General features: G+C 46.0%; 8 protein-coding genes and 1 pseudogene. 6 read left to right on the top strand and 3 right to left on the bottom strand.

Going from position 1 to position 13,227, the window contains the following annotated elements; translation table 11 throughout:
• The first annotated feature begins 163 nt into the window (after nt 1–163).
• A complete protein-coding gene (locus CXB77_RS10185) occupies nt 164–3,145 on the top strand; it encodes a class I SAM-dependent DNA methyltransferase (RefSeq protein WP_105073798.1) in 2,982 nt (993 codons plus the stop codon).
• Between the two features lie 155 nt (nt 3,146–3,300).
• Here CXB77_RS10185 and lon read toward each other — a convergent pair whose 3' ends face one another.
• Both lon and ilvD read right to left on the bottom strand, forming a co-directional pair.
• Complete coding sequence (gene lon / locus CXB77_RS10180; RefSeq protein WP_105073797.1) at nt 3,301–5,685, bottom strand: endopeptidase La; 2,385 nt, start codon at nt 5,683–5,685, stop codon at nt 3,301–3,303.
• 80 nt (nt 5,686–5,765) lie between these two features.
• Nucleotides 5,766–7,616, bottom strand: coding sequence for a dihydroxy-acid dehydratase (gene ilvD, locus CXB77_RS10175; protein WP_105073796.1), 1,851 nt, complete (start codon nt 7,614–7,616; stop codon nt 5,766–5,768).
• Nucleotides 7,617–7,726: 110 nt separating this feature from the next.
• On the opposite strand from ilvD, the gene CXB77_RS10170 reads away from it, so the two are divergent.
• The 5 genes and pseudogenes from CXB77_RS10170 to CXB77_RS10155 all read left to right on the top strand — a co-directional run bounded on the left by CXB77_RS10170 (nt 7,727) and on the right by CXB77_RS10155 (nt 12,909).
• Nucleotides 7,727–8,581 (top strand): DUF4743 domain-containing protein, encoded by an 855-nt coding sequence (locus CXB77_RS10170; protein ID WP_105073795.1) that lies wholly within the window; start codon nt 7,727–7,729, stop codon nt 8,579–8,581.
• A gap of 143 nt (nt 8,582–8,724) precedes the next feature.
• Entirely contained in the window at nt 8,725–10,389 is a 1,665-nt protein-coding gene (locus CXB77_RS10165; RefSeq protein ID WP_105073794.1) for a DNA methyltransferase, read from the top strand.
• A gap of 160 nt (nt 10,390–10,549) precedes the next feature.
• On the top strand, nt 10,550–11,791 hold the full coding sequence (gene ispG, locus CXB77_RS10160; protein ID WP_105073793.1) for a flavodoxin-dependent (E)-4-hydroxy-3-methylbut-2-enyl-diphosphate synthase: 1,242 nt from the start codon (nt 10,550–10,552) through the stop codon (nt 11,789–11,791).
• Between the two features lie 45 nt (nt 11,792–11,836).
• Nucleotides 11,837–12,109 carry a lamin tail domain-containing protein gene (locus CXB77_RS19240; protein ID WP_146108788.1) on the top strand — a complete coding sequence of 91 codons (273 nt, stop codon included), beginning with the start codon at nt 11,837–11,839 and terminating at the stop codon, nt 12,107–12,109.
• Nucleotides 12,110–12,169: 60 nt separating this feature from the next.
• Nucleotides 12,170–12,909, top strand: a pseudogene (locus tag CXB77_RS10155) (IS1 family transposase).
• On the opposite strand, the gene CXB77_RS24620 reads toward CXB77_RS10155, so the two are convergent.
• Nucleotides 12,842–13,165, bottom strand: coding sequence for an endonuclease domain-containing protein (locus tag CXB77_RS24620; RefSeq protein ID WP_105073792.1), 324 nt, complete (start codon nt 13,163–13,165; stop codon nt 12,842–12,844). The pseudogene CXB77_RS10155 and the gene CXB77_RS24620 overlap by 68 nt on opposite strands.
• Nucleotides 13,166–13,227: the final 62 nt, after the last annotated feature.

The raw sequence follows: 13,227 nt of genomic DNA, 5'->3' as shown, positions 1-13,227 counted from the left end.
TTGTTATGAGATAAATAACGCCCTGTGCTAATAGATTAAAGTAAATGACGCAGTTTGTAATTCTTACTTTTGCGCCATTTGATGATACCATTGAAATCCGTTTGCAAAACGAGCTTTTTTATCTTCGGTATTTTTAGTTATTTCGTTGCAGAGAATACCACCCATGACGCCAGACCAATTTATTGCTAAATGGCAAGCCACCACGCTTAAAGAACGCTCGGCAGCGCAGGAGCATTTTATTGATTTATGTCGGTTATTAAATGAACCAACACCAGCAGAAATTGATCCAAACGGCGAGTTTTATTGCTTTGAACGCGGCGCAAAGAAAACCACCGGCAGCGATGGTTGGGCGGATGTGTGGAAACGCAATTGCTTTGGCTGGGAATACAAAGGCAAACGCAAAAACTTAAATGAAGCCTTTGTCCAACTGCATCGCTACGCACCAGCATTGGGAAATCCGCCGCTGTTAATTGTTTCCGATATGGAACACATCATTATTCATACGGCATTTAATGGCACTGTGCCTGATAAGCATCAATTGGCGCTAAATGATTTACGCGATCCCGCGCAATTGCGGTTATTGAAATGGGCATTTACCGAACCAGAACGTTTGCGCCCCACGCTCACCACTGCGGAATTAACGGAAAAGGCGGCGCGACAATTTGGTGAATTGGCGCAAACATTATGCGAACGTGGTCACGACACCACACAGGTTGCGCATTTTTGCCAGCAGATTTTGTTTTGTTTCTTTGCGGAAGATATTGGTTTATTGCCCAATCAGTTATTCAGCAAGTTATTGGAAATTGGGCAGCAACGCTTGGAACATTTACCGGCAACATTGACCAATTTATTTAATACGATGGCAACCGGCGGCTTTTTTGGTAATGACCCAGTTGATTGGTTTAATGGCGGATTATTTGATGCCGCAACGCCGCTGCCATTAAATCGCGCTGATGTGGTCACGTTGCGGGAATTGGCGCAGTTGAATTGGTCAGCGATTGAGCCAAGTATTTTGGGAACCTTATTTGAGCGCGGATTGGATCCAAATCAGCGTGAACAACTCGGAGCGCATTATACCGATCCGGCATCAATTATGCGGCTGGTCAATCCGGTGGTGCTTGAGCCATTGCGGGCAGAATGGCGCACTCAACAAACTGCAATTGCGGCATTACTTGAAAAGGTGGCGGGATTAAAAAGTAAGGCTGATAAAGCAATTGCGACCGCAAATACGACTGCGCTAACGACTGAAGCTGCGAATAAAGTCGGAAAAGTGCGAACTGATGCCAGCAATGCCGAAGCGAAAGCGAAAAAGCAGATTGAAAAACGCTGTCGGGATTTTTTAATGCGGCTGCAAAATTTTCGTATTATTGATCCGGCTTGCGGTTCGGGAAACTTTTTATTATTGGCGTTGCGCGGATTAAAAGATTTAGAGCACGAGGTGATTTTAGATGCCGAGCGTTTGGGTTTACCCGCCAGTTTTCCCAAAGTTGGGCCGGAGAATGTGCTGGGCATTGAATTGAATGCTTATGCTGCTGAATTGGCGCGGGTGACAGTGTGGATTGGTGAAATTCAATGGATGTTAAATCACGGCTTCTCATTAGCAAAAAATCCAATTCTGAAGAAGATTAACATCATTGACCAACGTGATGCAGTGGTGAATGCAGATGGCGCTGAACCGCATTGGCCAGCCGCTGATGTCATTGTCGGCAATCCACCGTTTTTGGGCGGCAGTAAAAAGCGCAGTGTATTGGGTGATGATTATTTTTCAACATTGGAAACAATTTATGCTGGGCGTATTTCCGGTGGTGCGGATTTCGTGACGTATTGGTTTGAAAAGGCGCGAATGCAAATTGAAATTGGAAAAGCTAAAGCTGCCGGTTTAGTATCAACGAATTCAATTCGCGGCGGCGCAAATCGCAAAGTATTAGAACGCATTTGTGCAACAACGACCATTTTTAATGCGTGGTCAGATGAACCTTGGATTAACAGCGGCGCAGCAGTGCGCGTCAGTTTAATTTGCTTTGGGAATACGAAATTAAAACCAGTTTTGAATGGCGAAGCAGTTGCAGAAATTTATGCAGATTTGACGGGTATAAATAATGAAACGAAAGCGGATTTAACGACAGCGAAATCATTAAAAGAAAACAGCGGTGCTTGCATTAGAGGACTTGCCAAAGTTGGACAGTTTGATGTTCCGGGCGATCTTGCTAGACAGTGGCTTAATTTACCAAACGCACATGGAAAATCAAACTTAGATGTATTAAAACCTTGGGCAAATGGTATGGATATTGCCCGTCGATCATCTGATAATTGGTTAATTGATTATGGCAATTCTCTATCAGAGAATCAAGCAGCATTTTATGAAGCACCATTTGAATATGTTTTGGAGCACGTTAAAGCACAGCGAGAAGCGCAACGAGATGAAAAACGCAAAACATATTGGTGGCGATTGGGACGTTCTGGCATTGAAATTCGCACAGCGTTAAATCCACTTGCTCGTTATATTGCAACACCAATGGTTGCCAAGCATCGGCTATTTGTATGGCTTGATAAACGTGTTTTTCCAGATCAACAGTTAATTGTTATCGCTCGCGCCGATGACACCACATTCGGTATTTTACATTCGCATTTCCATGAAATATGGGCATTGCGAATGGGAACCAGTTTAGGCGCAACGCCGCGTTATACGCCAACCACGACATTTGAAACCTTTCCTTTTCCAATAGGTTTAACGCCAGCGGATACTGGTGGTGCAATTGAAACATTGGATAGTGGTGCAGTCATTCCGACAGTCGCAGCCGAATATCAAGACAATGCTAAAGCGATTGCTGAGGCTGTATTTCAATTAAATCAATTGCGTGAAGAATGGTTAAATCCGCCGGAATGGATTGAACGCCAGCCAGAAGTTGTTGCTGGTTATCTTGATCGCATTCTCCCTAAACCAGAATACGCTGCAAAATTAAAAAAGCGTACTTTGACTAATTTGTATAATGAACATCCAGCGTCGCTGGCAAATGCGCATCGGCAATTGGATTTAGCTGTTGCCGCAGCGTATGGTTGGGAAAATGACGCAGCCGAATTCAATGAAGCGGAGATATTGCAGCGGTTATTGGCGTTGAATTTAGCGCGGAATAGCCGTAAATAACGATTAAAACTTATACGGCAGCAGCGCGAGAATTGATTGATAGTAATGCGCATAATTTGCAACAGATTAAATTAACAACTGTGAAGCAAATTATCATTCCGCGATTTGCATTACTTTCAAATCGCGGAACTAATCAAGTTTGCAATGAAACTCAATTAAAACAACAATGGCAGCACATCGTTGTAGCGCGATGCAAAATGCACCTTTAAACCTTTCCGTACATGCTCCGGCACTTCTTCAAAATCGCTGCGATTATCTTCCGGCAAAATGATTTCTTTTATTCCCGCTCGCCGCGCAGCAATTAATTTCTCACGAATACCACCGACCGGAAATACTTCACCAGTCAAGGTAATTTCACCAGTCATTGCAATGCGCCGCACTGGTTGATTGCGGGCTAATGACAATAGCGCACTGACCAAAGTAATTCCTGCAGATGGTCCATCTTTTGGTGTCGCACCAGCGGGAACATGAACATGAATGAACGCATTTTCAAAAAAGCTCGGATTAGCGCCAAACTCTTGGGCATGACCAATTAAATAACCATACGCAATTTCGGCTGATTCCTTCATTACCTCGCCGAGCTGCCCAGTCAATTTAAAGCCGCGAGTAAAGCTATGCGTTCGCACCGCTTCAATTGATAAGGTCGCGCCACCCATTGCTGTCCACGCCAGCCCGGTAATGACACCTGGACCAGATAATTTGCGTTCATCGCGGAATACTGCGCCGCCGAGATAACTTTTCAAATCATCATCGCGGACACGAATTGGCGTTAATTTACCTTCTAATAATTGTACGGCAATTTTGCGCACAATTTTTCCGAGCTGTTTCTCTAAGCGTCGCACTCCTGCATCTCGCGCATAACCATCAATTAACGCACGGAGCGTTTTGGTATCCATTTTCACGCTGTCTTTTGCTAAACCTGCTCGTTCCAATTGCCGAGGTAATAGATACTTTTTCGCAATTTGCAATTTTTCTTCAGCAATGTAGCCCGATAATTGAATGACTTCCATGCGATCAAGCAGCGGCGCGGGAATACTATCTAATTGATTCGCAGTGCACACGAACAGCACTTTTGACAAATCAAAACGCAGATCAAGATAATGATCAAGAAAATCAACATTCTGTTCTGGATCAAGCACTTCTAATAATGCAGATGCTGGATCGCCGTGATAAGACGCACCAATTTTGTCGATCTCATCTAACAGAATTACTGGATTGGAAGTTTCAGTTTCTTTTATCGCTTGCAAAAATTTACCGGGCATTGCACCGATATAAGTACGACGATGACCTTTTATTTCTGCTTCATCACGAATGCCACCAACGGAAAAGCGATAAAAGCGCCGACCCAGCGCATCTGCAATAGAACGACCAATTGATGTTTTGCCCACACCTGGCGGTCCAACTAATAAAATAATCGACCCGGCAATTTCGCCTTTGTGAATACCCACTGCAAGGAATTCAAGAATGCGCAATTTAACATCTTCCAATCCGTAATGATCGTGATCGAGGACGCGGCGAGCGCGTTTCAAATCAAGTTTATCTTTAGAATGTTTGCCCCAAGGTAAAAGCGTAATCCAATCTAAATAGTTGCGGGTAACGGCGTATTCTGGCGAACCAGTCTCCAGCATTCCCATTTTTTCTAATTCTTCTTCAACCCGTTTTTGCGCTTGTTCTGTTAGCGTCAGCTCTTTTAATCGCAATCGAAATTTGTCGATTTCAGCGGTGCGATCGTCTTTCGCAATGCCGAGTTCTTTCTGAATTGCTTTCAATTGCTCGCGCAAAAAGAATTCGCGCTGTTGCTTCTGCATTTTATCTTCAACAGTGCGCCGAATCTTCTGTTGTGCTCGCGCCAATTCCAGTTCGTTATTTAATAAAACCAGCACTTTTTCCATGCGCGGCAGCAATGGCAGAATTTCTAATACTTCTTGTAATTGATCTTTCGTTGAAGTGGTGAGACTTGCAGCAAAATCAGACAAATGTGATGGATCATCTGGACCGAAACGATCTAAAAACATCCGCAATTCTTCAACGTATAGCGGATTGAGCGGCAGCAATTCTTTAATCGTATTGATGACCGCCATTGCATAGGCTTTGATATCGCTGCTCGGTGCGCCAATTGGCTCTGGTAAATAGGTCACGCGAGCACAAAATGGTGCGGTTTCATTTAGCCAGCCCGTAACGCGAAACCGTTGTAAACATTCGACTAATACTTGCAAATGTCCGTCTTGTTGATGAATGCGATGCACGCGACAGGCGGTGCCAATAGCGCGAAATTGTGCAGAAGTTGCTTCTTCTGAAGTTTCGCTATCGACCAAAATCACGCCGAGCATTTTGTGTTCGGTGTCGGCGACTGCACGCATCGTCGGCGACCAGTGCGCGGCATCCATCATCAACGGTACGGCTTGTCCCGGAAAAAACGGGCGCGATGCCACCGGTAAAATGTGAATCTCCGTGGGTAATACGTCATTAGCGCGAGCGAGTTGAATCGACGCCTCTTCCGTATTGTCATCATCGTGATTAAGTGCTTCTGCATCTGACATGGAATACCTCAGCAAATCTCTATTTTTTTATGGATAAACACCAATTCCCCCTTTTATGAAAAAAGGGGGGTTGAGTGGATTTAACGCAGCTGCGACAAATCACGCACTGCGCCATGCGCGGCGCTCGTTGTCATTGCAGCGTAAGCTTGCAACGCAGCCGATACGACCCGCTGCCGGGTTTGCGGTTGCCACGCATTCGCACCTCGCGCCAGCATTGCGTCACGGCGAGCAGCCAGCGTTTCGTCATTCAGCATGACTTCAATACGCCGCGCCGGAATATCAATCTCAATTCGGTCGCCATCTTCAATTAAACCAATCGTGCCACCTTCCGCTGCCTCCGGCGAAACATGTCCAATTGACAGCCCAGAAGTGCCGCCGGAAAAGCGCCCGTCAGTAATCAGCGCACAGGCTTTGCCCAGCCCTTTCGATTTTAAGTAGCTGGTTGGATACAACATTTCCTGCATTCCAGGACCGCCTTTTGGTCCTTCATAACGAATCACCACCACGTCGCCAGCTTGAATCTGCTCAGTCAAAATTGCGGTGACGGCATCTTCTTGGCTTTCAAAAATCCGCGCTGGACCGCTAAATCGCAAGTTTGCTGCATCCACGCCCGCAGTTTTCACGATGCAGCCATCCGCCGCCAGATTGCCGAACAACACCGCCAGCCCGCCGTCACGACTGTACGCATGTTCGAGATCACGGATGCACCCGCTGGCGCGATCTGCATCTAACGTTGGCCACTGCGCATGTTGACTAAACGCGACCTGCGTCGGCACTCCGCCCGGCGCTGCGAGATACCGCTGCTGCGCGGTGGAAGTCGCTGTTTTTCCAGCAATATCCCACTGCGCCAGTGCTGCGCCAAGCGTCGCTGAATGCACGGTTGGACAATCAAGATGCAGTAACCCGGCACGCGCCAATTCGCCCAAAATACCGATCACGCCACCGGCGCGATGCACATCTTCCATGTGATAAAGCTGCGTCGCCGGCGCTACTTTGCACAGATTCGGCACTTGCCGACTTAAACGATCAATATCGGTCATCGTGAAATTAACGCCAGCTTCATGCGCCGCAGCTAATAAATGCAACACCGTATTGGTGGAGCCGCCCATTGCAATATCCAAACTCATTGCATTTTCAAATGCAGCAAAAGTGGCAATTGAACGCGGCAATATGCTGGCATCATCCTGTTCGTAATAACGGCGCGTCAATTCCACAATTAAACGCCCAGCTTCTAAAAATAAAGTCTCGCGGTCAGCATGAGTAGCAACTAATGAACCGTTGCCGGGCAAACCAAAACCCAATGCTTCAATTAAACAATTCATCGAATTGGCAGTGAACATGCCGGAGCACGAGCCGCAGGTTGGACAAGCCGAGCGTTCTAATTGCGCAACATCAGCATCGCTTTCATTGGGATTGGCCGCCGCAATCATCGCATCAATTAAATCAAGCGCGTGTTCACCATCACTGCGCAGGATTTTACCGGCTTCCATTGGACCACCAGAAATGAATACTGTCGGAATGTTCAACCGCAGCGATGCCATTAACATGCCGGGCGTAATTTTATCGCAATTGGATAAACACACCAGCGCATCAGCACAATGCGCATTTGCCATGTATTCCACCGAATCTGCAATTAAATCGCGGGATGGCAGCGAATAGAGCATTCCGCCATGTCCCATCGCAATGCCGTCATCAATCGCAATCGTGTTGAATTCTTTGGCGACGCCACCGGCTGCTTCAATTTCACGCGCAATCAATTGTCCCAAATCTTTCAAATGAACGTGACCGGGTACGAATTGCGTAAACGAATTAACAACTGCGATAATTGGTTTATTAAAATCAGCGTCGGTCATTCCGGTTGCTCGCCATAAAGCGCGAGCGCCAGCCATATTGCGACCATGTGTCGTGGTGCGAGAACGATAGTGCGGCATATCAGCGGTTCCAAAAGGTTAAGAGAGGTTGCGATGATAAGAATACGAGAAACATCGCAGCGAGAAAAACGCTTAAAGTCTTCATTTGGAAATTAAAACGAGGTTCGATAATGGGTTTTCTTGGCAAGATACGCGCTTGTAACACGTGGAATCCTCTGGATTTTCTACCATTTACGCTCAATGGCGAGCGCATCGGAAATTTGCATCGTGGCGCTGCGGCACAACTGCGACGGTGGCCGCAGTGGTTTGCGGTGACGACAGATGCAGTGCACTGGATCAATGCTCCAGCGTGTGCTGCCGAACGCACGGCAACACTGGCGGAAGTAGTCGATCAATTGGTGGCGAATGGCTTGATTACCCATTGTCACGGTGAATTGTATCCAGTAACGGCCAGCACGCGAGCGCAGTCACGCTGTTTAATTGATCGTGCTGCTGCGCCATTTTTCGGAATGCGGGCGTTTGGGCAACATCTCAACGGATTTGTGCGCACTGCGCATGGAATTGAAATGTGGATTGGACAACGCTCGGCGACGCGCCGTCATTATCCGGGTTATCTCGATCATCTCGTTGCGGGCGGGCTGCCGGCGGAATTAAGTCTAGCGGAGAATCTTCGTAAAGAATGTGCAGAAGAAGCGGGAATGGCAGCGGTATTAGCAAATCAAGCAATTGCTGTGAGTGCCGTAAGTTATTGTCAAGATTCAGCACGAGGATTAAAACCGGATGTGATGTATTGCTACGATCTTGAATTACAAGAAGATTTTGTGCCGCGCTGCACTGATGGCGAAGTAGAAAATTTCCGGCGTATTCCGGTGCGAGATGTATTGGAATTAGTCTGTGATAGCGATGCGTTCAAACTCAACTGCAATTTGGTTCTCATTGATTTCTTAATTCGGCATGGTTTCATTACGCCAGAAGAGCAGGATTATTTAGAATTGGTGCATGGTTTGCGAGCAAAACTGCCATAACAATTGTAGGTTGGGTTGATGCAATCAACCCAACATTATCGCCGCTTTTATTCGCTAACTTTTAATTCAGTGACAATGATGTTAGTATTATTTATCGCCATTGCCAACAGCGGCAACATCCAACAAACTACAGAGTGAAAAGCATGAATAACAGCGAACTGTATTATGGCGACAATCTGGACGTGCTGCGCAATAAACTTGAAAAAGACAGCATTGATCTGTGTTATATCGACCCGCCATTTAACTCCAAGCGCAATTATTTTCAGATTTATACCAATGTCGGCAAGGAAGATCAGGCGCAAGCGCAAGCCTTTATTGATACTTGGACGTGGAATGCGTTGGCGGATCGCGCTTTAATGGAGATCATTGGCAATGAAGGCGGACGTTATACGCGCCAGACCATTGAATTGATTAAAGGATTGGATGCAGTGTTGGGGCGCAGCGGCTTATTATCCTATCTCGTGAGTATGACGCAGCGGGTGAATGAGATTCAGCGCGTATTGAAACCCACTGGCAGCTTTTATTTGCACTGCGATCCCACCGCGTCGCATTATTTGAAGCTGATTTTAGATAGCGTGTTTTGTGCGCGGGGTGGAGATTATTTAAACGAGATAGTATGGCCACGCACTAATGCGCATAACATGAAAACTCGTGGTTATGTACGCTCAAATGACATCATCCTTTTTTACACGAAAAGTCAGGACTTTGTGTGGAATAAACTCCATAATATTTATTCTCCTGCGCAGCTCAAACGCTATAAACCAGATGAAAACGGTCGTTTATTTACAGGTCAAGATTTAACACTTTCTGGCAATACCAGTCGCAATTTCATTTGGCGCGGCACCAGACCGGCTAAAAACAGAGGATGGGCATTTAGTGAGAAACAACTTGAAAGATTATGGGAAGAAGGGAAAATTCTAACGAAACTTGATGGCAGACCACGTTTAGATGGATTAAAAGTATATCTTGATGAACGACCAGGTAAGCCAATTGACAGCAATTGGGTTGAGATTGAACGCATTGGCAACACTAGCAGAGAACGCCTCGGTTATCCCACGCAAAAGCCAGAGGCGTTATTGGAGCGCATCATTCAAGCCAGCAGCAATAAAGGCGATGTCATTCTGGATGCGTATTGCGGCTGCGGAACGACAGTTGCAGTTGCGCAGCGATTAAAGCGCCAGTGGATTGGAATTGATATTACTTATCAGAGCATTGCTGTCGTACTCAAACGCTTAGAAGACCAATTCGGTGCTGCGCTTCTCAATACGATCACGTTAAACGGAATTCCGCGTGATATGGAATCAGCGATTGCGCTGGCGAATAAAAAAGATGATCGGGTGCGCAAAGAGTTTGAAAAATGGGCGATATTAACTTACAGCAAAAATCACGCAATCATCAATGAAAAGAAAGGCGCAGATCGCGGCATTGATGGCATTGTTTATATTGCCACTGATTCCAATTGCACTGCGCCCGTTGTCTTTCAGGTGAAATCGGGCAAAGTTGGTCGCGGCGATATTGCTAAATTGAACAGTGACCGCATCCGTGAAAAAGCCGTGATGGGCATTTTTATCACGCTGCAAAAGCCCACTGCTGACATGAAAAAAGAGGCGCTGGATGCCGGTTTTTATCATCATGTGCTATTTCATCGTGATGATCCGGTGATTCGCATTGTGACCGTGCAGGATATGATTGAAAAGCGAGAACTGATTGATTTACCGCTGTTGCATTCGGTGTTGAAAACTGCCGCCAAATCGAACACTGAGGAACAGTTTAATATCTCATTGGATGAGACAGAACCTGACGAATAAATAACCATCGTCGTCGCTGCGAGCAGACGGATTAAAAATCGCACGACTGTTTATAAATATGATGCGCTGGTTTATACTTGATGCGACATCTTAAATCACCCCTCACCCCCTTTTTTCAAAGTGGGAAATTCACACAACCAATAAATGTGCAGAACTTGTTATGAATACAGCGCCAACTTTAATCACTCGCCATGCCACAATTCCCGTCGCTATCGGTGCAATTCAGGTGGGCGGAAATTATCCAATTGTCATTCAATCAATGACGAATACGGATACTGCCGATATTGCGGCAACTGTGCGCCAAGTTGCTGATTTAGCACGCGCTGGATCGGAATTGGTGCGAATTACCGTCAATCACGAAGCCGCAGCTAAAGCGGTGCCTTTTATTCGTGATGCACTTGATGCGCAGGGCTGCGCAGTACCATTGATTGGAGATTTTCATTTTAATGGACATCGGTTATTAACCGATTATCCTGAGTGTGCTCAAGCACTCGCGAAATATCGTATCAATCCCGGCAACGTCGGTACCGGCGAAAAACGCGATAGTCAATTTGCGACGATGATTGAATTGGCGTGTCGTTATCAGCGTCCGGTGCGGATCGGCGTCAATTGGGGCAGTTTGGATCAGGAATTGATTGCGCGATTGATGGATGAAAACGCTCGTGCCGCCGCGCCGCGAGAGGTGAGCGCGGTGATGCACGCGGCGATGGTGGAGTCGGCGATCTCCAGTGCCGAGCGTGCCGTCGCCCTCGGTTTATCACAAGACCAGATCATTTTATCCTGCAAAATGAGTGGGGTACAGGATTTAATTGCAGTTTATCGCCAGCTCGCAGCGCGGAGCGATTACGCGCTGCATCTCGGTTTGACCGAGGCGGGCATGGGTTCAAAAGGAATTGTTGGCTCGACGGCGGCGCTGGCGGTGCTGTTGCAGGAAGGGATTGGCGACACGATTCGCGTCTCGTTGACGCCCGCGCCGGGCGAGGCGCGAACGCGGGAAGTGATTGTTGCACAAGAGATTTTGCAGACGATGGGGCTGCGTTCTTTTGCGCCGATGGTCACGGCTTGCCCCGGCTGTGGGCGCACTTCCAGCGATACGTTTCAACATCTGGCGCAAAACATTCAGGGTTATTTGCGCGAGCAGATGCCGACATGGCGCAGTCAATATCCCGGAGTGGAGACGATGCAGGTTGCAGTAATGGGCTGCGTTGTGAATGGTCCCGGCGAAAGTAAACACGCCAATATCGGTATTAGTTTACCGGGCAGCGGTGAACATCCCGCCGCGCCGGTATTTATTGATGGTGAAAAGGTGGCAACATTAAAAGGCGAAGGCATTGCCGAACAATTCAAGCGCATGGTTGATGAATACGTTGATGCGCATTATGGGCGAGGTTCTGCCAATTAAGAACGTGCTTGGTGCATTCCTAAATCAACACTGCCGAGATTATCAATGACACATTTAAAAATGATTGTTTTGAGTGCAATAACGATTTTATGCGTCAATAGCGTTTATGCAACGCCAATCGTATTTATCAACGAGATTCATTATGACAATACAGGAATAGATACTAATGAATTTGTGGAAATTACCGGTATTGAGGGAACAGATTTAACGGGTTGTTGTTGTTGTTTTATAACGGCAATGATAGTAAGCAATATGACACTTACACCTTCACTTCATCAAATATCATTGCCAATCAAAGCAACGGTTTTGTGGGGGTAGTAATTCTATCTATAGGATAAAATTAAAATACCGCCATGTACTTCAGTTGGAGTTATTTTTATGCACTGTCCCGAATGCCACTCTCAATTTTTCGTCAAAAACGGTTTTAACGCTACCAATAAGCAAATGTACCGATGTAAAGACTGTGGACGGCAATTTGTATTAAACCCTGCTAAGGGCGAGATCTCTGATGAAAAGAAATCTTTGATTGATCGCTTACTTTTAGAGGGGTTTCTTTAGCCGCTATTACTCGAATCGTTGGCATCTCAAAATCTTGGCTACAACGCTATGTAAACAAAAAATACGAATCAGTTCCACGTCACGTTGAAGTGAGTAAAAAGCGCCGGGGACGAATCACGATTGAGTGTGATGAAATGTGGTCATTTGTACATAAACTCAAGAATAAACAATGACTTTGGTTGGCGATCGATACTCGCACACGTGAAATTGTTGGCGCGTACATTGGAGATAGAAGTGAAAAATCTGCACGTGGATTATGGAATTCTTTGCCTCCTGTTTATCGCCAATGCGCAGTAAGTTATACCGATTTTTGGGCAGCTTATGGAATGATACTTCCATCAAAACGCCATCGATCTGTTGGCAAAAAAAGTGAACGAACAAATCATATTGAGCGATTGAACTGTACGTTTCGACAACGCATCTCTCGATTAGTGAGAAAAACCTTATCATTTTCTAAAAAACTTACCAACCATATCGGAGAAATTTGGTATTTCATACATCACTATAATGCAACGCTATCAACCAGAAAAATAGGTAGAGTTCGCAAATGTACCCTATAAATAGGATCACTACCGAAAAAGGGGGGTTAGGGTGGTTGGGGGGATTTATGAGATAAAGCGGTTGGGATATTATGAAATAAGACGCCGCAGCACAGTAAAAATCAACAATGAAATTGGCTAACGATTTTTGCCGGTAAAAAGGCACATTTAATATCTGTTTCCACCGTAACTGTTCCCATAATAGACGTTCAGCTTCGGTGGCATGATTGCGCAATTCTCGTGCTAATAGCTTATTTTCTTTACGATAAGGTAGCATTGAAAAAGCCCTATTTGATTAAATCCCCCTAACCCCCCTTTTCCAAAGGGGGGCTCACAAAA

It is taken from the genome of Chromatium okenii (genome assembly GCF_002958735.1).
GTDB lineage: Bacteria > Pseudomonadota > Gammaproteobacteria > Chromatiales > Chromatiaceae > Chromatium > Chromatium okenii_A.
The sequence above is the reverse complement of the archived record's forward strand: the minus strand, read 5'-3'. Positions and strand labels throughout refer to the sequence as shown.

What these genes read in the sequence shown, in the direction of transcription:
- CXB77_RS10185 (WP_105073798.1), top strand. Translation starts at nt 164, where the DNA reads ATGACGCCAGACCAATTTATTGCTAAATGGCAAGCCACCACGCTTAAA.
- lon (WP_105073797.1), bottom strand. Translation starts at nt 5,685, where the DNA reads ATGTCAGATGCAGAAGCACTTAATCACGATGATGACAATACGGAAGAG.
- ilvD (WP_105073796.1), bottom strand. Translation starts at nt 7,616, where the DNA reads ATGCCGCACTATCGTTCTCGCACCACGACACATGGTCGCAATATGGCT.
- CXB77_RS10170 (WP_105073795.1), top strand. Translation starts at nt 7,727, where the DNA reads ATGGGTTTTCTTGGCAAGATACGCGCTTGTAACACGTGGAATCCTCTG.
- CXB77_RS10165 (WP_105073794.1), top strand. Translation starts at nt 8,725, where the DNA reads ATGAATAACAGCGAACTGTATTATGGCGACAATCTGGACGTGCTGCGC.
- ispG (WP_105073793.1), top strand. Translation starts at nt 10,550, where the DNA reads ATGAATACAGCGCCAACTTTAATCACTCGCCATGCCACAATTCCCGTC.
- CXB77_RS19240 (WP_146108788.1), top strand. Translation starts at nt 11,837, where the DNA reads ATGACACATTTAAAAATGATTGTTTTGAGTGCAATAACGATTTTATGC.
- CXB77_RS24620 (WP_105073792.1), bottom strand. Translation starts at nt 13,165, where the DNA reads ATGCTACCTTATCGTAAAGAAAATAAGCTATTAGCACGAGAATTGCGC.